This is a genomic window from Nioella sp. MMSF_3534, assembly GCF_030732985.1.
Classification (GTDB): domain Bacteria; phylum Pseudomonadota; class Alphaproteobacteria; order Rhodobacterales; family Rhodobacteraceae; genus Nioella.
In genome coordinates this window covers 1-20,571 of the sequence record NZ_JASHJX010000010.1, presented here as the reverse complement: position 1 = coordinate 20,571, position 20,571 = coordinate 1, and the positions used below count along the sequence as shown (strand labels likewise).

The 20,571-nt window shown below is 65.0% G+C and carries 16 protein-coding genes and 2 pseudogenes; 2 read left to right on the top strand and 16 right to left on the bottom strand.

Going from position 1 to position 20,571, the window contains the following annotated elements; translation table 11 throughout:
- Positions 1–27: 27 nt before the first annotated feature.
- Together RBB16_RS06040 and RBB16_RS06035 are read right to left on the bottom strand one after the other, a co-directional pair.
- Complete coding sequence (locus RBB16_RS06040; protein ID WP_306045303.1) at positions 28–561, bottom strand: dihydrofolate reductase family protein; 534 nt, start codon at positions 559–561, stop codon at positions 28–30.
- A gap of 144 nt (positions 562–705) precedes the next feature.
- Entirely contained in the window at positions 706–1,374 is a 669-nt protein-coding gene (locus RBB16_RS06035; RefSeq protein WP_306045302.1) for a Hint domain-containing protein, read from the bottom strand.
- Positions 1,375–1,775: 401 nt separating this feature from the next.
- Here RBB16_RS06035 and RBB16_RS06030 point away from each other — a divergent pair, with 401 nt between their 5' ends.
- Both RBB16_RS06030 and RBB16_RS06025 read left to right on the top strand, forming a co-directional pair.
- Positions 1,776–3,407, top strand: a complete 1,632-nt coding sequence (locus tag RBB16_RS06030; protein ID WP_306045301.1) for an AMP-binding protein — start codon at positions 1,776–1,778, stop codon at positions 3,405–3,407.
- 30 nt (positions 3,408–3,437) lie between these two features.
- On the top strand, positions 3,438–4,580 hold the full coding sequence (locus tag RBB16_RS06025) for a M24 family metallopeptidase (RefSeq protein ID WP_371931219.1): 1,143 nt from the start codon (positions 3,438–3,440) through the stop codon (positions 4,578–4,580).
- Positions 4,581–4,619: 39 nt separating this feature from the next.
- On the opposite strand, the gene RBB16_RS06020 is transcribed toward RBB16_RS06025, so the two are convergent.
- The 14 genes and pseudogenes from RBB16_RS06020 to RBB16_RS05955 form a co-directional block, all read right to left on the bottom strand.
- Positions 4,620–6,143, bottom strand: a complete 1,524-nt coding sequence (locus RBB16_RS06020) for an aldehyde dehydrogenase (NADP(+)) (protein ID WP_306045299.1) — start codon at positions 6,141–6,143, stop codon at positions 4,620–4,622.
- Positions 6,144–6,146: 3 nt separating this feature from the next.
- Positions 6,147–6,995, bottom strand: coding sequence for an N-acyl homoserine lactonase family protein (locus RBB16_RS06015; RefSeq protein ID WP_071690781.1), 849 nt, complete (start codon positions 6,993–6,995; stop codon positions 6,147–6,149).
- 31 nt (positions 6,996–7,026) lie between these two features.
- The gene (locus tag RBB16_RS06010) at positions 7,027–7,482 is read right to left on the bottom strand and encodes an SRPBCC family protein (protein ID WP_306045298.1); all 456 of its coding nucleotides are present in this window, start codon (positions 7,480–7,482) and stop codon (positions 7,027–7,029) included.
- Positions 7,479–7,916: an SRPBCC family protein gene (locus RBB16_RS06005; RefSeq protein ID WP_306045297.1), complete on the bottom strand. Its 438-nt coding sequence runs from the start codon at positions 7,914–7,916 to the stop codon at positions 7,479–7,481. The genes RBB16_RS06010 and RBB16_RS06005 overlap by 4 nt, the downstream gene beginning before the upstream one ends.
- Positions 7,917–7,918: 2 nt before the next feature.
- The gene (locus tag RBB16_RS06000; RefSeq protein WP_306045296.1) at positions 7,919–10,801 is read right to left on the bottom strand and encodes a flotillin family protein; all 2,883 of its coding nucleotides are present in this window, start codon (positions 10,799–10,801) and stop codon (positions 7,919–7,921) included.
- A 69-nt stretch (positions 10,802–10,870) separates the two neighbouring features.
- Entirely contained in the window at positions 10,871–12,916 is a 2,046-nt protein-coding gene (locus RBB16_RS05995) for an ATP-binding cassette domain-containing protein (protein ID WP_306045295.1), read from the bottom strand.
- Positions 12,909–13,700 (bottom strand): ABC transporter ATP-binding protein, encoded by a 792-nt coding sequence (locus RBB16_RS05990; protein ID WP_306045294.1) that lies wholly within the window; start codon positions 13,698–13,700, stop codon positions 12,909–12,911. Before RBB16_RS05990 ends, RBB16_RS05995 begins: the two co-directional genes overlap by 8 nt.
- Positions 13,697–14,782 carry a branched-chain amino acid ABC transporter permease gene (locus RBB16_RS05985; protein ID WP_306045293.1) on the bottom strand — a complete coding sequence of 362 codons (1,086 nt, stop codon included), beginning with the start codon at positions 14,780–14,782 and terminating at the stop codon, positions 13,697–13,699. Before RBB16_RS05985 ends, RBB16_RS05990 begins: the two co-directional genes overlap by 4 nt.
- 3 nt (positions 14,783–14,785) lie before the next feature.
- Positions 14,786–15,799: a branched-chain amino acid ABC transporter permease gene (locus RBB16_RS05980; RefSeq protein WP_306045292.1), complete on the bottom strand. Its 1,014-nt coding sequence runs from the start codon at positions 15,797–15,799 to the stop codon at positions 14,786–14,788.
- A 132-nt stretch (positions 15,800–15,931) separates the two neighbouring features.
- Positions 15,932–16,768 (bottom strand): AraC family transcriptional regulator, encoded by an 837-nt coding sequence (locus RBB16_RS05975; RefSeq protein ID WP_071690788.1) that lies wholly within the window; start codon positions 16,766–16,768, stop codon positions 15,932–15,934.
- An 86-nt stretch (positions 16,769–16,854) separates the two neighbouring features.
- Positions 16,855–17,970, bottom strand: coding sequence for an iron-containing alcohol dehydrogenase (locus tag RBB16_RS05970; RefSeq protein WP_306045291.1), 1,116 nt, complete (start codon positions 17,968–17,970; stop codon positions 16,855–16,857).
- Positions 17,971–18,054: 84 nt separating this feature from the next.
- Positions 18,055–19,338, bottom strand: coding sequence for an ABC transporter substrate-binding protein (locus RBB16_RS05965; protein WP_306045290.1), 1,284 nt, complete (start codon positions 19,336–19,338; stop codon positions 18,055–18,057).
- Positions 19,339–19,532: 194 nt separating this feature from the next.
- Positions 19,533–20,069, bottom strand: a pseudogene (locus tag RBB16_RS05960) (transposase); the annotation flags it as partial.
- Positions 20,070–20,248: 179 nt separating this feature from the next.
- Positions 20,249–20,488, bottom strand: a pseudogene (locus RBB16_RS05955) (GFA family protein); the annotation flags it as partial.
- Positions 20,489–20,571: the final 83 nt, after the last annotated feature.

The following is a 20,571-nucleotide window of genomic DNA, read 5'->3' as shown; positions in this document are numbered from 1 at the left end:
TCACACCGCCTCGCCCCATGTCATTCCTTAATGGATGACCTCGAAATCCTGATACAGATAGCCGCCGTCATAGACGGTCTGCGCATGAAGCCGCAGGTCCGGTTGCACCGGGCAGCCCCCGAACAACCGCGTACCGCCGCCCAGAACAATCGGCGCGCGTTTCACCCGCAGCCTGTCGATCAGCCCCCAGCCCAGCAGCGCCCCGGCAAATGCCCCACCACCGCACAGGTAGACCGGCCCGTCAGACCCACGGATCACCTCCGCAACCTGCGCCCGCCCTGCCCCGCGATGCAGGATCACCGCCCGCTTTTCCGGCAGGTTCAGCCGCTCGGAATACACATGGGTCCGCATGTGGCCGTAGGGGTTCTGCCCCGGCTCCATGCCAAAGCGGTAGCCGAACTCGTAAGTGCCACGCCCCATGATGGCGGTGGCATAGCCTGCCAGTCGGGCGACATAGTCCTCCACCACCGGCCCCTCATGGGCAAAACCGGAAATGTCCCCTTCGGGACCGGAAATATAGCCGTCCACAGACACGGCCACGTCATAGATAACGGGATGCATTCAAGTGCTCCTCAAACAAGGTCCAACTTGCCCCCGGCGGGGCCTGAGATACGGGTTGGGCCTTACTTGATCACTGGCAGAGCACTCCTGTTGTCAGGGCGAAGCCTACCCTGCACCCGGCAGGAAAGGCAAGCCGAGACCGGCCTAGTCCGCCTCTGCCGCGACCATCGCCCGGCCTTCGGCGAATGTCCCGGCCTCGATATGCTTCATCAGCAATCGCGCCTTTTCCCAGCTCAGCGCCTTGCAGTTGTCCACGATCTTCAGATGCCCCAGTGCCACCTCGAAACTCAGCGCATCGTCGGCCAGCAGATAGGTGCCGCCGCCCACGCAGATCGCCTGTGGCTGATCGAAGATCAGTTCATAGACCAGCTGATCCCCCACGGGTTCCACCGGCTTGATCCCGCCATAGCCATCCAGCGCCTTCGCTGGCAGCAGAACGAAGGGATCGCCGGTCATCTTTTCCACCAGATCGCTTTCATAGATGACCGCCTGATGCTGCATCAGTTGCAGGGGCTCGCAATTGCCCAGCGCCCCTGCGGGTATTTCGAAGGGCCAATGCTCCATGCAGCGTTCGGACGGGCTGGCCCAGGCCCGGCGCTGGATGATGGCGCGGATTTCCTTGTATCCATCCTCGAAGGTTTCCACCAATGTCCCCGGCGTCAGCTCGCTGACCGGCAGATCGCCATAGGGGGTCTGCACCGGTGTCCGCCCCTGCAACCCAAGGGGCAAGGCCTCACCGCCGAACCCGGTCAGCATTGCCGCACCGGGAATGATGGCCTTTCCAACGGCCCTGTGTCTGATCTGCTTGGTCACGCTCGATTCCATTGTTTGATTGAGTTTCTTATTGAGATCCAGAATGGCGAAAATATGAAAAACTTTGAGCAATAATAATTAACGGATCATTTCCCTTTAAAAGGCATCTCCGGCTTTTTGAATGAAGCATCATGCAAAGCGCCACCCGGATCGACCGCCGCTCGGCGGACGTCCCGCCGCAAATGCCCCGCGATTCGCTGGCCGATACAGGACAGCACCTGCACGGGCGGCGCGCGCCCCGGTTCACGGTGCATCGGCAGCCTGCGTTAGCGACTGTTCAAGGTACAGGACCGCCAAATGTCCGACATTTGATGCCGTTGCGTCACACAAACTCTTTTCTTTTGAAAAATCTCTGCCAAACATCCCGAGCATCGCATCGACGACCGGCAGGAGGACACCGCATGGGCTGGATGAAGGATGAAACCGGGCTGGAAAAACGCGCCGCGAATTTCGTGCCGCTGACGCCGCTGACGCATCTCAAACGCGCCGTGCTGGTCTATCCGCAGGTCGAGGCGCTGGTCTATGGCAGCTTCCGCAAGACCTATTCCGAATACCATGCCCGCGTGTCGCAACTGGCCTCGGCGCTTGCCGGTCGCGGTGTGGCCCCCGGCGACGTGGTCGCCACCGTCATGCCCAACGTCCCCGCCCAGGCCGAGGCGCTCTTTGGCGTGCCCGCCTGCGGGGCGGTGCTGAACACGATCAACACGCGGCTGGAAATCGGGACGATCAGCTACATCCTCGATCACGGCGAAGCCTCTGTCGTGCTGGTCGATACCCAGTTTCTGGGCTCCGTCGAGGCGGCCATGAAGGAAATGGAATCCGAAGACCTGCCCCTGATCGTCGAGGTGCCCGACGATCAGGCCGGCTACCCCGCCTCGGGCCGTCACCTGACCTATGAGGACCTGCTGGCCGAGGGCGATGCCGATTTCGAATGGATCATGCCCGAAGATGAGTGGGAGAGCATCGCGCTCAACTACACCTCCGGCACCACCGGCCGCCCCAAGGGCGTCGTCTATCACCATCGTGGTGCCTATCTGGTCACCATGGGCACACCGATTTCCTGGCGGATGACGCTTTATCCCCGCCTGCTGACCATCGTGCCCTTCTTCCACTGCAACAACTGGTGCCACACCTGGATGCTGCCCGCGCTTGGCGGCACCGTGGTCTGCTGCCGCGACGTGACCGCCAAGGCGATCTACGACGCCATCGCCGATGAGGGCGTGACCCATTTCGGCGGCGCGCCCATCGTGCTGAACATGATCGTGAACTCATCCGAGGCCGACCGCCGCGCTTTCGATCACATTGTCGAGGTCTTCACCGCAGGCGCGCCCCCCGCCGCTGCAACGCTGGCCGCGATCGAGCCCATGGGCTTCAACGTCACCCAGGTTTACGGCCTGACCGAAACCTATGGCCACGCCACCGAATGCGTCTGGAAAGATGACGAATGGGGCACACTGGCCCAGGAAGACCGCGCCGCGATCAAGGCCCGCCAGGGCGTCGCGCTTCCCAATATGGAACCCATCATCGTCACCGACAGCGACATGAACCAGATCCCGCAGGACGGCGCTGCGACCGGCGAGATCATGATCCGCGGCAATTCGGTGATGAAGGGCTATTACAAGAACCCCCGCGCCACGGCAGAGGCCTTCCGGGGCGGCTATTTCCATTCCGGCGACATCGCGCTGCAGCACCCCGACAGCTACATCCAGATCGCCGACCGCGCCAAGGACATCATCATTTCGGGCGGCGAGAATATCAGCTCGGTCGAGGTGGAAGGCGCGCTGATGCACCACCCTGCCGTGCTGCTTTGTGCCGTGGTCGCCAAGCCCGACGACAAATGGGGCGAGGTGCCCTGCGCCTTCGTGGAACTGAAACCGGGGGTCGAGGTCACCGAGGACGACCTTATCGCCTTCGCCCGCCAGCGGCTGGCCGGGTTCAAGACCCCCAAGCATGTGGTGTTCCAGGAGCTACCCAAGACCTCGACCGGCAAGATCCAGAAATTCGAACTGCGCAAGGTGGCCGCCGAGATCTGAACACCCGCGCAAAAGGACGACGCCATGAGCCTGTTCGAACGCCGCCTGCAAACCCTGCGCAGCCGCATGACCGATGCGGGAATGGACGTCGCGCTCATCACCGATGACGACAATGTCTATTACCTGACCGGCTATAACGACTACCTTCATATGGAATTCGGGCGGCCCACGATCCTTGTGGTTCCGCGTGACGGCGACAGCCTTCTGATCACCCCCACGATCGACCTCAACTCTGCGCTGGCCTCGGCCCGGGTGGACCGGATCGCCGCGTGGAACGATGGCATGGGCGCTGAATGGCGCGAAGAGCTGCCCGGTGCATTGAAGGGGACCGCCAGCATCGGCCTTGAACCCCATCATATGCCACCGCTGGTGCGGGCCTATGTGGATGAGCTGACCACCGGCCAGACCATCACCAGCGTGACCCCGAACCTTGCCGACATGCGCATGATCAAGTCAGAGCAGGAACTGCAACTGGCCCGCCATGCCGGGCAGGTCGCCGATGCGATGATGGCTGCAGGGCGCGGCGCGATTGCCGACGGGGTGCCGGAATACGAGGTTGCCATCGCAACGTCTCAGGCGGGCACCCGCAAAGCAGCAGAGCTGCTGGCCGCCCATTACGACGACACCGACATGTCGCCCAACACGCATTTCCTGCAGATCATGGCCTCGGGTAGCGACATCGTCAAAACCCACCACCGCGCCTCGACCCGGATCATGCGGCGGGGCGAACCGGTGTTCCTGTGCTTCTGCGGGATGACCAATTTCCACCGGTTCAAACTGGGGTTTGACAGGACCTTCTGGATCGGCGACGCGCCCTCAGATCAGGTCGCGGTCTACGAGGTCGCGGTGGCCAGCCAGAAAGCCGCGCTCGACGCGCTGCGCCCCGGCGTGACCGCCGAAAGCGTCCACGCAGCCTATGCCGAGGTGATCCAGGGCGCAGGCTTCGAATACCCGTTCCGCTGCGGGCGGGCGACGGGCTTCAGCTTCCTTGAAAAACCGCAGCTTGTGACGGGCGACACGACGATCATTCAACCCGGCATGGTGCTGGCGGTTGATGGCTCGGTCTCGGTCGAGACCTTCCGCGCGCAGGTGGGCGACAGCTTCATCATCACCGAGGATGGGTGGGAACCTCTGACCCATCACCCCAAGGCCCTGGCAGAGGTGGTGCTATAGCGTGGCCGCGTGGCCGTTCGGCCCGTGCCGTTGCGGGCACTATCGCGGCACGGTTGCCAGCATCTCGACCGGCATGTCCTGGTAACAGACCGGCCGCAGCCAACGGCGGATCGAGAGCGTTCCGACCGAGGTCGCACCGAAATTCGTCGAGGCCGGGTAAGGGCCGCCGTGCACCATCGCGTCGGCGACTTCGACCCCGGTGGGAAAGCCGTTCCAGACCAGCCGCCCCGCCTTGCGTTCAAGGATCGGCATCAGGTTACGCGCCTCGGGGTGATCCTCTGGATCACCGTGAATTGTCGCGGTCAGTTGCCCCGGAAGCGACCGGGCCAGCGCAGCGGCCTCGTCCGGGTTTGCGACGGTGATGGCCAGTCCACCCGGGCCAAAGGCCTCTTCGCTCATATCGGCATCCTCGAGGAAATCCTGGGCCTTCACGCGCAGAAGTATCGGCCCCATGTCGCGCCCGTCGACCGTGTCGGTGCCGTGGACCGCCTGAACATCCGCCTTTTGCCGCAGCCGGTCGATGCTGGTACGGAAACCTTGGGCGATGGTCTCGCTTAACATGCATTGCAACGGAACCTGCGCCAGCGCCTCGGCCGCGTCCGACAGGAACCGCTCGGCGATCTCACCCGCGGGCAGGATCGCCAGTCCGGGCTTGGTGCAAAACTGACCCGCGCCCTGCGTCAGCGAGGCCACCCAACCGCGAGCGATGTCTCGGCCACGCCGCAGCCCGGCGCCACGCAGCACGAACAGTGGATTGACTGACCCCAGTTCGCCATAAAAGGGAATCGGCACCGGCCGCGCGGCGCACAGATCGAATAGCGCTCTGCCCCCGGCAGTCGAACCGGTGAACCCGACTGCGGTGATCAGCGGATGCGTGACAAGCGCCGTGCCGGTGGCGCGGGTCGCGCTTTGCAGCATGGCAAAGACACCTGCGGGAAGGCCTTCGGCCCGGCGCGCGGCGTCGATGGCCTGCGCCACGATTTCCGAGGTCGCCGGATGCGCCTGGTGGGCCTTCACGATCACCGGGCAACCGGCGGCCAGCGCGCTGGCCGTATCGCCCCCGGCGACAGAAAACGCGAGCGGAAAGTTCGAGGCCGAAAACACCGCCACCGGTCCAACCGGACGCTGGATCAGACGCAGATCGGGGCGGGGCGGTGTGCGGCTCGGCAACGCCGGATCATGGCGTATGTCCAGCCACCCACGTTGCAAGATATGCTGTGAAAACAGCCGCATCTGGCCCGTCGTGCGGGCCAGTTCAGCATTCATTCGGGCCTCGGGAAGGCCGGATTCAGCGCTGGCAATGGCGATGATGTCGCCCTCACGCGCCTGCATTTCGGCGGCGATCCGATCAAGGAACCGTGCGCGTTGCTGCGCGGTCGTGACCGAATAGGCCCCAAAAGCGTCCTCGGCAGCGCGCGCCGCCGCCTCCACCTCGGCCGCCGTGGCCGAGGCAAAGCGGCGCGGAGCACCCGTTGCCGGTTCTGACGCGAACACCTCGCCCGCCCCGCATTCCCAGCATCCATCTATCAGATGACCGCCGACCTCTCCGATACCCGCCTGCATGGCTCAGACCGGGAACCAGTTGCGCTTGGGCAGGCTTGAAACCATCGGCCCCGGCACCTGCATGTCCAAGCGCCCGGCAATCTGCTTGTCGACCACCTTTGCGGGCTTGTCATGCACCATCAGCAGGAAGTCCGAGCTGTTCAGCAGCTTCTTGATCGCCGCCTTCTCGGCCCGCTTGGATCCGGCATGGTTGCCGGTCACCTGCGGTTCGTGATCCTGCGTCTGGCGGAAAGGTTCGACGATCTGCGTGTTGATGTCATAGATCACGTCGCCGCAGATCGTGGCGCGCCCTTCGGCGGTCTGAACATGCACGTTCATCGAGCCCTCCGTATGGGCATTCGCCGCCTCCAGGGTCACGCCGGGGATGAGCTCGATCTCGCCGGTCAGTTCCAGGTCCTCGAAGCGCAGCGCGCCGGGGGTGTGGATGCGTTCGACCAGGTGCTGGATGTCTGGCATCGGGTATTGCGGATGCATCAGCCCGGACACCGAGCATTCCATCTCGCGCCGGTTGACCACCACCGTTGTGTTCATCGGGAACTTGTCGTCCTTGCCCGCATGGTCGATATGCAGATGGGTGTGGCAGATATAGCGGATATCGCCGGGCTTCAGCCCGTGCTTGGCCAACTGGTTCTCGATCATGTTCTCGTGGAACTGCAGGCCGCGCATGCCAAGCGATTCCATGATCGCGTTGTCACGATAGCCGGTATCGACCAGCACCGGATGGGTGCCGCCCAGGATCAGGAAGCCGTAAACCGGCACCCGCTTGACCCGCCCACAATCGTGACCGAGCACCAGGAAGCTCGATTCAAGCTCGATGTCGCCATAGTCCAGAACCTTGATTTCCAACGCCATTGGGTGTCCTCCTTGTTGGATCGATCTTGTTTCAGATGAAGTCGTTCATTGCGCCGGGTGCGATATGCCGGGCAAACCCGCGCAAACCGGCTGGCATGTATCCGTCTGCAAACCAGTCGCGCACCGCAGCACGTGACTTTGCCACGGCATCGGCGCGCATTTCCCACAGCAGCAGACTGCCGCCGCCCTCGACCACGCCGAACACGCAAAGAGCCTGCCAGACCTCTGTCACCGCAAAGGGCATGGCCCGCGCACGGATCTCGATCCGGCGCTCGTGCTCGCGCATAGCCACCAGCTCTTCGTCCATGCTCAGCCCGTCACGGGTCTGCACACGACGCAGCGCGCCGACCCGGTCCGGTGGGGTTCCCAGCATCTCGCAGCGCGCGACGGCGGGGTGCCAGGCGGACAGGCCACCGAGATCGCGCAGGGCCTGCCAGACCGTGTCGACCGGTGCCGCAATGGCAATGGCACGCGACGCCCGGATCATGCCGCAAGCCCCCGTTCCAGCGCCGCCAGACCCGGGCGGATCACCTCGTCCAGCATGAAGCGCGTGACACGGTCGTGCTCTCCGTCTGGGCAGGCGAACTCGGCCGACCAGGCCAGGAAGCTGCCCCCGCCCTCGGTCACCGGGATCACCCGGATCTCGGCCAGGTGATCGCTGACCGGCAAAGGCGCCTCAATGATCGCATAGGCCAGGGTCAGGTCATAATCGGACAACGCCAGAAGCCGTTCGCGAAACCGGGTTCCGTCCCGTGTCACCAGGTGCCGGACCGCGCCGACCTGGTCGCCCTGCAGGCCGTTCTCGACGTCACAGCGGTCAATGCCGGGCAACCAGCGGTGAACCCCGCCAAAGTCGCGCAGCACCTGCCAGACCTGATCGGTCGACGGCTTCAGGATTGCCGAGTGAAACACGCGGGGCATGGTCACTCCTTGCCCTTGGCCGTGCCACCGGCGCCGCCCGATTTGCCATCGGACTTGCGGGCCTGGCGCTGCTGATCCTGAACGATGCGGTTCAGATCCGACGCCTCACGCAGCAACCCGCCCTGACGCGCGATGTTCGCCCCGTCGATGCCGATGTCGGCCAGAAGGCTGTCAACCAACGGGGCCTGCACGCGATAGCGCAGCGCCGAGTTGATCACCTCGTCAGTAGGGCTGCCGTCGGTTCCGCCATCGCCACCCGCCCCGCGACCGGCTATGCCATCCAGCTGCATGATGCGGATATCGTTGATCTTTTCCAGGGGCTTGACCGAGGCAGAGACGATGCCCTCGACATGTTCCAGCAGTTTGCGACGGAACAGGGACATGCGTGCCGGATCGGTTAGAACGTTCTCGGCTTCGTTCATCAGGCGCTGTGCTTCGGCCTCGACGGCGGTGCGGATCTTGGCGGCTTCGGCGGCCAGCGTGGCCTCCTTGGCGGCCTTCTCGGCCATAAGCACGTCGATGCTGCTCTTGCGGCGGGCGGCCTCGGTATCCTTGACGGTCTGAACCTGCTCGCTGGCCTCAACCGCGCGGGCCTTGGCCAGTTCGGCCTCGGCGCGGGCAGCGGATTCTTCCAGCGACTTCTGGAACAGAGCGATGGCCTTTTCCATATTCGCCGCCTCGACCGTCTTCTCTCGGCCGATTTCCAGCTGCCGACGCTCGGTTTCGTGGCCGATTCGGGCCTCGTCGAGCCCACGCTCGGATGCGATCCGGGCGCGTTCGATCTCTTCGTGGCTGGCGATCTCGGCCTCGCGGAGGGTCTGGTGCCGGGCGACTTCCAACTGCTCCAGTGCCCGGCGGCGCTCGACGCGCGCCGCCTCCAGAACCTTCTCGCGCTCGACCTCGGCCGATTCCACCTGGGCACGGGCCGAGACCTCTGCACGGCGCCACTTGGCGTCGGCTTCGGCCTTGGCGCTGCGCTTGGCGGACAGTTCCACCTCGCGTGCAATCTCGGCGGCCTCGACCTCTTCGCGGCTGCGAATACCGGTGATCTCGCGGGTCTGCTGGCTGGCGATACGCTCTTGCTCCAACGCCAGCTCGGTGGCAATGCGCTTGCGTTCCACGGCCTCGCGCTGAGCGATCACGGCCGCATCCAGAACCTCGTCGCGGGCGATTTCGCGGGAGCGGGTGGCCTCCTCGGTCGCGATCCGCCGCGCGGCAAGTTCGGCCGCCTGAGCGATGCGCGCGGCCTCGATCGCCTCATCGGCGGCAACGCGGGCCTCGTCGATCGCCTTGTTGCGGTCGATCTCCATCTGGCTCGTTTCTGACGTAGCGGCGATGCGCTCGGCGGCGACGGCCTTTTCCACCGCGATACGTTCGGCCTCTATGGCCTTACGCATGGTCAGAGCAGCGTGCTCATTGGCCTGCTCGCGCTCGATCTGGCGGGTCTGCAACTCTTCCTCGACAGCGATGCGCTTGGCCTCGACGGCCTTGCGCTGCGCGATGCGGGCGGCCTCAAGCGCCTCATCGGCTGCGATGCGCGCCTCGTCCACGGCACGGTTGCGCGCGATTTCGTTGCTGCGGGTTTCGCTTTCGGCCTCGATCCGGGCCGCTTCCAACGCCTTGCGCTGCGCGATACGCTCGGCTTCGACCGCCTGGTTGGCGGCGATCTCGGCTTCCTCGACCAGGCGCTTGCGCTCGATCTCCAGCGCCCGAACGCGCTGATCCTCGCTGATGCGCATCTCGCTGATCTTGGCCTGCTGGGCGATCCGCTGACGCTCGGTCGCTTCCTGCGCGGCGATCTCGGCGGCCTCCAGCGCCTCGGTCCGCGCGATCTCCAGCGCCTTGATCTCTTGTTCATGGGTAATGCGCGCGGCGGTCAGGCTGCGATCCTGGGCCAGGCGCGCCTGCTCGGTCGCTTCGCGCGCCTCGATCTCGGCGGCGTCGATCTGCCGGTTGCGGGCGATCTCGTGGCTGCGGATAGCGCGCTCGGTCGCGATCCGGGCGGTTTCCATCGCCTCGCGCGCCGCAATGCGGGCATTCTCGGCCTCGGTCTCGCGCTCGGCGCGCTCGCGGGCGATTTCCGACTGCTGCTGGGCGCGGCGCAATTCGATCTCGCGCTCCTGCTCCAGACGCGCGTGTTCGCTTTCGCGGTCGATGCTCAGGGCCTCGCGTTCGGCCTCGAGGTTGCGATTGCGGATCTGGATCATCGCGCTTTGCTCGATGTCGTTGCGCAGCCGGCGCTTTTCCTCGATGTCGCGGATCAGGAAAGTCATGCCCTCGGCGTCGAACCGGTTCGCGGGGTTGAAAAACTCCAGGGACGCCTGGTCGATATCCAGAATCGCCACGGTTTCCAGTTCGAGCCCGTTAAAGCGCAGGTCTTCCTGGACCGTCTCCTTGATCCGCTGCACGACCTTGTGGCGCTGTTCTTGCAGGTCCACGAGGTCCAATTCGGCAACCACCGACCGCAGGGCGCTCTCGAACTTGCCCTCTAGCAGGCCCTGCACCTCGTCGCGGTTCATCGTGCGCCGCCCCAACCGGCTGGCCGCAACCGAGACCGACTCGCGGTCCGGAGCGACACGCACGAAGAAATCCGCCTCGACATCGACGCGCACATGATCGTGCGAGATCAGCGCGGCATCGTTGATGCGGCTGATGCGCAGCGCCAGCGTGTTCATGTTCACCGGCGTGATGTCGTGGATGATCGGCCAGACGAAGGCACCGCCATCGACGACGACCTTTTCGCCCAGGAACCCTGTGCGAACAAAAGCGGTTTCCTTGGTCGAGCGGCGATAAAGCCAATGCATGACCCAGTAGATGATGGCGATCACGATGACCGCGACGATCAACCAAAGGATCAGTTGCGCAATGATTTGTCCGGCGTCCATGTCAGTCCTCCCTTCAGGCACGGCAGAGCCGATGCCTCGGCGTAATCGTTTAGTGTCTGTGTTTCGGGTTCATCGGGCGTTGACCGCGTAGGCACCGCCGGGCAATCGCGCCTTGCGCGCCGATCCGACCGGTGGCGCGGCGTCCAGACAGCGACGCACCTGTTGCAATGTCTCGGCGGCCAGCGGACCTGCGGGGGATCGCAGCAGGGTCCGTCCTTCACCGTCACCGAACGCCCCCAGGAACGCCTCGGTGAGCCAGGCTGCGGCGGTGTCACGGCGCGCGGTGGGCACGATCACCGTGATCTCGCCAGCAGCCCCGGTCAGCGCCTCGGCATAGGCACGCCCGACGGCCTCGGCCTCGGCCCGGTCGAGGCTGCGTTGCGACAGCCCCTGCCTCTCTTTGTCTCGCAGATGCACGCGTTCGCCGCCGTTCAACACCGCGATGTAGGGCCGCCCGGCACCGCAGAGCGTCGAGACGCGCGTGGGGTCGACATCGATCAGGCCCGAAAACAGGCGATCCGCAAAGTCGGACTGGTCAAGGTCCAGCACCGCCTGCGCCGCACCGCTGGTCAGCGCCCGAGCGGCGGCAGCGGTGCCGCCCCGGGTGGGCGCATAGCGCAGCAAGCGGTGCCCCTTGCCCAGTTGCGCAGCCAGTGCGCCACCGAGGGCATCGCCGCCGAGGCCCGAGATCAGCGCAAGATGCCGCGCCCGTAGGTCCACGGTTGCCGGCGCCAGCAATTCCGCCATTGCCGCGGCCGCCGCGCAAGCGGCCTGACCGCGCGCGGCCTCGTCATGGGCGGTCAGGGTCAGCAGTGTGTCGCCCTGAACCCCCAGATCGCTGGCGCGGGCCTCGCTGACCAGAGCAATCGGCGTCGCTGGCAGAGCCGAAACAAGGGCCGGCACCATCGTCAGCGCCTCGCCCAGATCCAGCAGGGCAACAATACCGCCGACCTGCGGCGTCACCAGAAGAAACCGCTGCAAGGCTTCGGCGATACCGAGCCGCGGGTCGCCATCGCCGCCATCATGAATCCCCGCCGCGCCCCTGGGGTGCCAAGCGGCCAACTGATGGGCCGGCATATCCGCCAGCGCAGCCAGCCCCGACCGGGCCGAGATATCGACGGTCGTCACCTTCTGACCCACAGCGCGCAGACTTGCGGCGACGGTACCCGCCTGGGCACCTGCCCGGTCCATCGCGGCCAGCACCAGCACCCCCGAAACGCTTTCGGCATCGGCAGAGACGGCCTTGCCCAACGGTGTCACCGTACTGTCGATCGCCGACCAACGGGTCAGCTGCGGCAAGGCGTGGCTGGCCGCGCGATAGTGCTGCACAAGAGCGCCGCCTTCCGGCCCATCCTCGGTCGGGGCGACATCGGGTTCCTCGTCATGCGCATGCTGCCCAACCCCCAGCAACCGCTGTTGCAGGTCTCGGTCGGCGGCCAGTTCTCGTGATTTGACGATCCGGCTGACGCGGCCGTTGACCATGACGGCCACGGTTTCGGCCACACTGGTGGCCACGCCGATATTCTGTTCGATCACCAGAACGTCGATATCGCCCTCGGCGGCCAGCTTGATCAGCATGTCCTCGACATGCGACACGATCACGGGGGCGAGGCCTTCGGTCGGCTCGTCCATCACCAGCAGCCGGGGGTTCAGCAGCAGGGCCCGTCCGATGGCCAGCATCTGCTGTTCGCCGCCCGAGAGTTGCGCGCCACCGTTCGTCTTGCGTTCGGCCAGCCGCGGAAAGCTGTCATAGATCCGCTCGACGGACCAGTTGCCGCCGGGTTGCGCCACCAGCCGCAGATGTTCATCGACCGTGAGAGAGCGCCAGAGCCGCCGCCCCTGCGGCACGTATCCGACACCCAGCCGCGCGATTTCGGCCGGGGTCTTTCCGTTCAGTAGCTGCCCACCGAAGCTGATGGTGCCCGAACTGGCGGGTTCCAGCCCCATGATCGCCTTGCACAGCGTGGTCTTGCCCATGCCGTTGCGCCCGACCACCGACAGCACCCCGCCATGAAGGCCCAGGTCGACCCCCTGCAAGGCATGGCTGGCACCGTAATAGACGTTCAGACCCTTGATTTCGAGCGCCGGGGCGCTGCCCTTGTGTAGCTCACTCATGGCCGTCTCCAAGATAGAGCGCCTGCACCTCGGGATCGTTCTCGATCTCTTCGGGCAACCCTTCCTTGAAGATGCGCCCGTTGTGCATCATCGTGACCCGCTCGGCGACACGCAGGGCCACGTCCATGTCGTGCTCGATGATGACGTAGCCGATATGCGCGGGCAGGCCGGTCAGGATCTCGACCAGGTCCTTGCGCTCGGTCGGAGAAAGCCCCGCCGCCGGTTCGTCGAACAGGATCAGGCGCGGCGCCCCGGCCAGCGCCAGCGCGATTTCCAGCTGCCGCTGCTGGCCATAGGCCAGAACCGAAACCGGGGTGTCGATCAGGTCGCTCAGATGAACCGCGGCGACCAGGTCCTCGGCGGCTTGCATCAGGCTGTCATCGGCACGCGACCTCAGGAAACTGAAGCGCCCGCGCGATACGCCCCGACACGCCAGATAAACATTGTCGCGCACCGTCAACCCGTTGAAAAGCAGCGAGATCTGATAGGTCCGACGCAGACCGCGCCGAATGCGTTCCTGCGCTGGAAAGCGGGTGACATCCTCGCCGAACAGGCGGATCCCGCCGGTGCTGGGCAGGAAATCGCCGGTGATGCAGTTGAACAGCGTCGTCTTGCCGGCCCCGTTCGAGCCTAGTACCGCGCGCCGTTCACCGGGGCGGATCGCAAGGTCGATGTCGCTCAGCGCCGCGAGCGCCCCGAAGAGTTTCGACACGCCCCGCAGTTCCAGCGCGTGTCCGGCGGAACTGGTAGCGGCGGCAGGCGACTTGATGGTTTCGGTGGTCACGGCCTCGTCTCCCCCTTGCCACGGGCCATGTCATCGCGTGTCAGATGCGCTTTCCAGCGCTCCCACAGGCCCAGAAGGCCATCGGGCGAGACGAAGACGACGAACAGGAAAATCCCCCCGATCAGCATCTTGTAGCGCTCGCCCGAGGCGCCGATCGCGCGCAGAACGTCGGGCGCGAAGGTCGACAGCAAGACGAACAGGAATGCCCCCAGGAATGGGCCGCTAGGACGACTTAGGCCACCGATCACGGCGATGATCAGGATGTCGAACGTGGCATGAATCCCGGCGGTGCCCGGCGCGATCTGGGCGTTTTGCCAGACCAGCAGAATCCCTCCCACCGAGGCCAGCGCCGAGGCAAAGGCATAGGCCGCAACCCGGTGCGCCGTGACGTTGAACCCCAGTGCCGCCATGCGCCGCGGGTTGTCGCGCACCCCCTGCAAGGCCAGCCCGAACGGTGCCCGCGAGACGTAGGTCACCAGCAGAAAGCAAAGCCCGGCAGCGACCAGCGTCAGGTAATAGAACGGCACGGGTTCGCGCCAGTTCACGCCGAACAGGTCGGGCGGCAGCACCAGGTTGAAGCCCGTGTAGCCGTTGAAGATCGTGTAGTTCTGGCGTGTGAAGTAGTAGAAGGCCGAGGCCATCGCGAGGGTGATCATGATCGTGTAGATCCCCTCGGTCCGCACTGCCAGCAGGCCGACCAGCGACCCGAACAGCGTGGCGATGACCATCGCCAGCGGCACCACGAACCACCACGGCAGACCCAGGCTGATGGTGGTGCCGCTGTCACCGAACAGAGCCACCATGTAACCCGCCAGCCCGGCAACGGACATCTGGATCAGGCTGACCATGCCGCCATATCCGGCCAGAAACATCAGCGACAGCGCCACGATACCCAGGATGAAGGTCCAGCCGAAGATCTGGAACAGGAAGAAATCGTCCGCGACCAGCGGCATCACCAGCAGCACCAGCATGACTGCCCAGGCATGGGCGGGGATGGCGGCGACGCGGTCGACCAGCCACAACCACCAGCGCGGGGCCTGCGGATTGGCGAGCGTCTGGTTCGGGGGGGTGTTCGACGACATCGCTCAGCCCCTCCGCCCCATCAGGCCCTGTGGGCGGAAAGCCAGCACGGCGGCCATGATCAGGAAGGTCAGCACCACCGCATAGGTCGGCATGTAGACCGAGCCCAGCTGCTCGGCGAGACCGATCAGTACCGCGCCGATGGCCGCGCCCTGCAACGACCCCATGCCGCCGACGATCACCACCACCAAGGAGGCCATGAGGAAGCGGGTGTCTTCGCCCGGTGCGATGGACTGAAACGTGCCGCCGACGACACCGGCGATCCCCGCGAGACCGGCACCGAAAGCAAAGACCCCCAAGAATACGCGGCTGATCGGAATGCCCATGGCGCCCAGGATGTCACGATCATCGACCCCGGCGCGGATTATCATCCCGATGCGGGTGCGGTTCAGCGCCATCCAGATGCCAATGCCGATGACGATTGCGGCGAAAAGGATGGCGATGCGGACCTTGGGATATCGCAGGTAGACCAGCTCTCCGTCGCGACCGTATCCGGCTATAAGCGGCAGCTCCATCGGCCCGCGTAACCAGTCGGGCGACATGACCTGGTAGGACGAGCCGCCCCAAGCCCACAGCATCAGGTCGGCGGCGACCACCGAGATGCCGATCGTCACCAGTGTCTGGCGCAGCTCCTGCCCCTCAAGGCGGCGGAACACCAGGACCTGCATGGCCATGCCCACGCAACCGACAACGATGAAGACGAGGACAAAGGACAGGAGCCAGTATCCGGTCCACTCGGCGAATTCGTAGCCCAGATAGCCGCCCAGCAGGTAGAGCGAGCCATGCGCCAGGTTGACGTTGTGCATGAGACCGAAAATCAGCGTGAACCCCGACGCGACCAGGAAATACAGCGCACCCAGGGTGATGCCGCTGAACACCGCGTTCAGGAAAACCCGCTTCCGCCCGAAGATGGCTTCGAAGCCTTCCGGCCACGGGGCGAAGATCGCCCAAATGACAAACAATGCTACAACGATTGCGATCCCGGACCAGACCGGGTGCTGTCGAGCGAACTCGCGCATGGTGCCCTCCCAAGGCGCGATCCGGGGACCGCGTCGCATTTCCGCGTTATGTGCAGGGAGGATAGAAAACGCCGTGCGGCTTGGGCATACCCGGCAGTCTCACCGTTGCGCCCGAGGTCGCAAAAAGCGGCGTCAGTGCGCTTCGCAGACCACCGCCCGCCGGTATTCACTGGGCGGCAGAACGCCGTTCGAGGTGAAGAAGCGTGTAAAACTGGCCTGGCTGGAGAAGCCCAGGTCGTGGCCGATCTCGGATACGGTGTCGGTGGTCAGCAACAGCCGGTCGATGGCCTTCTCCATCCGCAGCGCGTTGAGATAGACATTCGGGGTCACGCCGATCTGGTCGCGGAACATGCGATAGAAATGCGCGCGCGACAGGCCCACCTGGCGCGCAACCTCGTCCATCGAGGCCTCGTCGAAGGCGACCTCGGCCAGCAGGCGGATCGACTTGCGTATGCGAAAATCGATCATCTTGGACTGATTGCGCTGTGCGATGTCCGCGTCCGGGGTCCATTGCCAGCTCTGCTCATAGCTGCCGCAGGCGAGTTGACGAAACAGGTCTTCGAGCACGGCGTTCTGACACGTCGGATCCATCATGCCGCGGACCATGTTGTGCTTCGCCGCGCGCAGGAACCCGTCGACCTTGATCTCCGGGCGTCCGTATCGGAGCGATGGCGAATGCGGACCGCTGGCCTGCAAGAACCACTCCTGGTCGATATAGAGAACCAACATCAACGTCTGTTCGCCGGGGTGGCAGGGGCGGAAGAAATGCGGCTGCCACGGGTTGACCGCCACGGCGTGCCCGACGCGCAGGGCGTGGGCCTGATCCTCGACATGCATCTCGGCGGGCGCGCCGTCGATGTGAAACAGCAGATGCCCCTCGCGATGGGCATGCACCACCAGTTCCCGGTCCAGCTGAAACAGGAACACCCGTCCGTAGGTGCCGCGAAACGCCGCCAGTGCCTTGCTCATATCTTCCCCTCCGCGTCTTCGTTCGTCTTCAGTTTCTCTCTCGTTTGTTATGCGCCCCGACAAGTGTCGTCGTTTCGCGCGACCTGTCAAATGCTACCGCTCAGAATCGACCGATAGTCGGCCTTGCTGACATGCCTTGGATTGGTCACGTTGGCCGCATCGGTCGAAACGGTGCTGGCAATGCGGGCACGGGCCGCGCGATCCAGCCCGATACTGTCCAGCGTGACCGGCAATCCCAGACGCTCAGCGATCCGGGTCATTGCGGCGGCGATCCCTGCGACCCCGCCCGAGACCTCCATTGCCTCCTCGATATCGGGGATCGCCCGGGCGATGGCCGGGGCGTTGAACGTCATTACCGGCCCGAACACCGCCGCATGGTAATACCCATGCGGTTCGGGGCCGTTCAGCTCCTCCTCGATGGCCAGCCCAAGAGCATGGACAGCCCCAAGGCCGCCGTCTTCGGCCAGCGCGGAATTCACCGCGGCCGAGAAAACCTCTTCGGCGGCTCGCGGGGCTACCGCGCCCGCCGCACGCCGCCCCAGCATCCTCCACGCGCGGCGCAAACCATCAATCGCCATGCCTCGGGCCGGGGGGCTGATGCGGCTGCGGGTCAGGGTTTCGATGCAATGCATCGCAACGTCCAGATCGGCGCAGAGCGCCGCACGATCATCCAGGGTCGCGTGCAGGTGCATGTCGCAGATCACCGCTGCAGGCACAAAGGCCTCGTCCTGCAGGCTCAGATACCGGCCATCGCCATCGCGCACCCGAACGCTGGCGCGCAGACCCGCACCATCCTCCGGGCTGCCGGGGATGACGATCAACGGCATGGGCCGGAAGTCCCGGGTTCTTTGGCGCATGTCGGGCCGGACGCGGCAAAACTCGCGGGCGGCGTATTTTCCAAGGTCGATCGCCGCGCGACCACCGATTGCAACCACCCCGTCGCGCCCCTCGGCGAACAGGCGCCGGGCAGCGGCTCGCGCCTGCCTCAGCGTGCAGCCACCCTCGCACAGATGCATCGCCGCGCCTGTTTCGACACGCTCCGCGAACAACACGTCCAACGCCTCGGCCAGATACGCCGATGTGCCCCACGGGGCATCGGTAACCACAAGCGGACGATAGATGCCGAGAGAATCGAGCTCGGCCTGAAGCACGTCATCCAGCCCGGTTTCCAGCAGGTGTATGCGCGGTCTGTAAGGGGCCATTCTCATACCCGAGACGCCTTTGGCAAAGCTGAAACGCGGGCGGCCACAGAGGCGGCCGCCCGCACGTGGGGCGCAAGGCCCGGTTCAGTTCGCCGCGTCACGCAGCGCGTCGCAATCGGGCGTGTCACGCGACGGAAGCCCGACCATGGACATGAACTGGTCCGTCGGCAGGCCGAAGGTGGCGTTAACGCCATCGGTCCGTGACACCAGTTGAGTTGTCAGGCCCGTGCCTTCGGCATTCTCGACCACTTCCGAAATGAACACCGAGCCGACCGCCTGGCGGTTCTCGTCGAGGCTGATATGCCCGATTGGCGAGTCCATCTCGAGCGCAGAAAGGGCCGCGCGGAACTCCGTGTGTCCGTCGCTCAGATCGCCGCCGACCTCGTCCAGCGCGGTCAGCGCCGCGACGGTCGCGTTGTAGTAGAGCGTGGCATAGAGCGACGGCGACGGGAACCGCTCGTCTTCGGGCCAGCCAGCCTGGTAAGCGGCAACGAAGGCCTGCCACTCGGGCAGGTCCGAATCGGCAGCCTGCCACCCGGCGGCCGGGGTGCCGATCAGGGCGTCACGGGCCGTGCCGCGCGCGGTCAGAACGCTCTGGTCGGCGATGATCGACGAGCCGATCAGGTTGGTCTCGGCGCCCGCCTGTTCGTACTGGTTCAGGAAGTTGATCGCGTCGGTGCCACCGATGCCCAGGTAGATCGCGTCCACGTCATAGGGCAGCGCCGCGATGACGGCCCCGAAATCCGAACTGCCGAGCGGCACCCAGAAACGCTCGACGATCTCGCCACCCGCTGCACAGAAATCCGCCGCGAAGCCCAGGAAGTTGGTGTAGCCAAAGGAATAGTCCGCGGCGACGGTGGCGACGCGGGTCCAGCCGCGCTCGTTCACGACGTAGCTGCCCAGACCATACCCGGCCTGCGCGCCCTGAATATTGAAGCGAAAGAAGTTCTCGGCCGGATCGACGAAGGTGGTTTCCATCGCGGACGAGACGCCGTTGATGATGGTGATCTCGGGCACGGTATGGGCGTAGTCGCGCATCGCAATCCCTTCAGACCCCGAAAGCGGCCCGATGATTAGATCGACGTCGTCGCTATCAACCAGCTGGCGTGCGGCCCGCAAGGCCGAGTCGGGGGTGCCGTTGGTCGGGCCCAGAACCCACTCGATGCTGCGGCCACCGGCCTCCATGCCAGCCTCGCGCAGCGCCAGCTCAAAACCGCGCAACCCGTCGGAACCAGCATTGGCAAAGGTACCTTCCTGCGTGACCAAGACACCGATCCTGATCGGGTCTTCGTCTGCTGCCGCGACCTGGCCGACCAGGCCGCCAACCGCGAGGATCGCGGTTGCGACCAAAGCTTTCTTGAGTGTCATGTCTTCCTCCCATAAGTCTTGCGACCGGACCTGCCGGCACCCTTCAAGCCTGCGAAAGACACCCTGTTCAGACAATACCGCGAGATCGCGCGCCGTAACCTCCAGTCTCAATTCTCGCGGCTTGGGAGGCTTCTCTCCGGAGTTGGAGCCCCCCCGGTTTCGGGGACGGTTGCGGGCTTGCTGAGTCCGGCCCTTCAGCGGGGTTGCGCTGAGGGGCGTGGGGAACTCTCTGCGCTTTCGACGCGAAGTGCCGCTAAAGCACACCGCCAATAACCTGAGACATATCCTGCAGCCTTGAAGCAATTCCGGTATTCTTGAGGCGTGTTGAGATCGCACACCCGAGCGATGGCCTCGAATATGTCGGTGAACGTCCTCGCGCCGATGTGCCTGAGCTGGGCCTTGAGCTTGGAGAACGCCATCTCTATGGGGTTGAGGTCGGAGCTGTAGGGCGGAAGAAAGGGGAACCAGCAACCAGCGTTCTGCATCGCCTTGGCCGCGACCGCTTTCTTATTCGTGGCCGGGTTATCCAGAATGACCACGGTGCCGGGGTCCAGTTCCGGGATCAACACCTTTTCGACGTCGGCCGCGAAGGCCGCGCCATCTATCGCCCCCTTTATCACCCAGGGCGCGATCATGGCATCGGCGGTGAGGCCAGCAATGAACTTCTGCGTCCCCCATGAGCCGAACGGGACATCCATGAGCAGGCGATCCCCGCGCGGAGCCCACCCTCGGAGGCGGGTCCGGTTCGCAGCTGATCAGTCCGTGCAAAGCAAGCCAGTCCCAAGGCACAGCCTGCCCGAAAACGGCATCTGGGGCAATCTCGGGGTACGTAGCCCTGCACTCCGGGTGGATGCGACTCTGGTCAGCGGCGCGAAACGACCGCTATCACTGCGTCTTGGCGCGTAAACGGCTCGTCCCCGCTTTGCGAGAAAACCGATGATCCGCAGCGCGGGCAGAAGGCGCGGCCCTCATACTGGCCGGTCTCGCCGGTTATCTCGACCGCCGCCGCCGGGAAGATGGCCGAGGCGTGAAAGAGCGCCCCGTGGAATTTGCGGCAGTCGAGGCAATGGCACAGCCCGACACGCAGCGGCGCGCCCTGCGCCGTTACTCGCACCGCCCCGCACAGGCACCCGCCGTTGTAGATCTTCATCGCCGTTCTCCCTGCCGATCCGTGCAGCCCGTCGAATTTCGGTCATTCCGTATGTACGGGGGGTGCACGGGGGGTGTACAGGG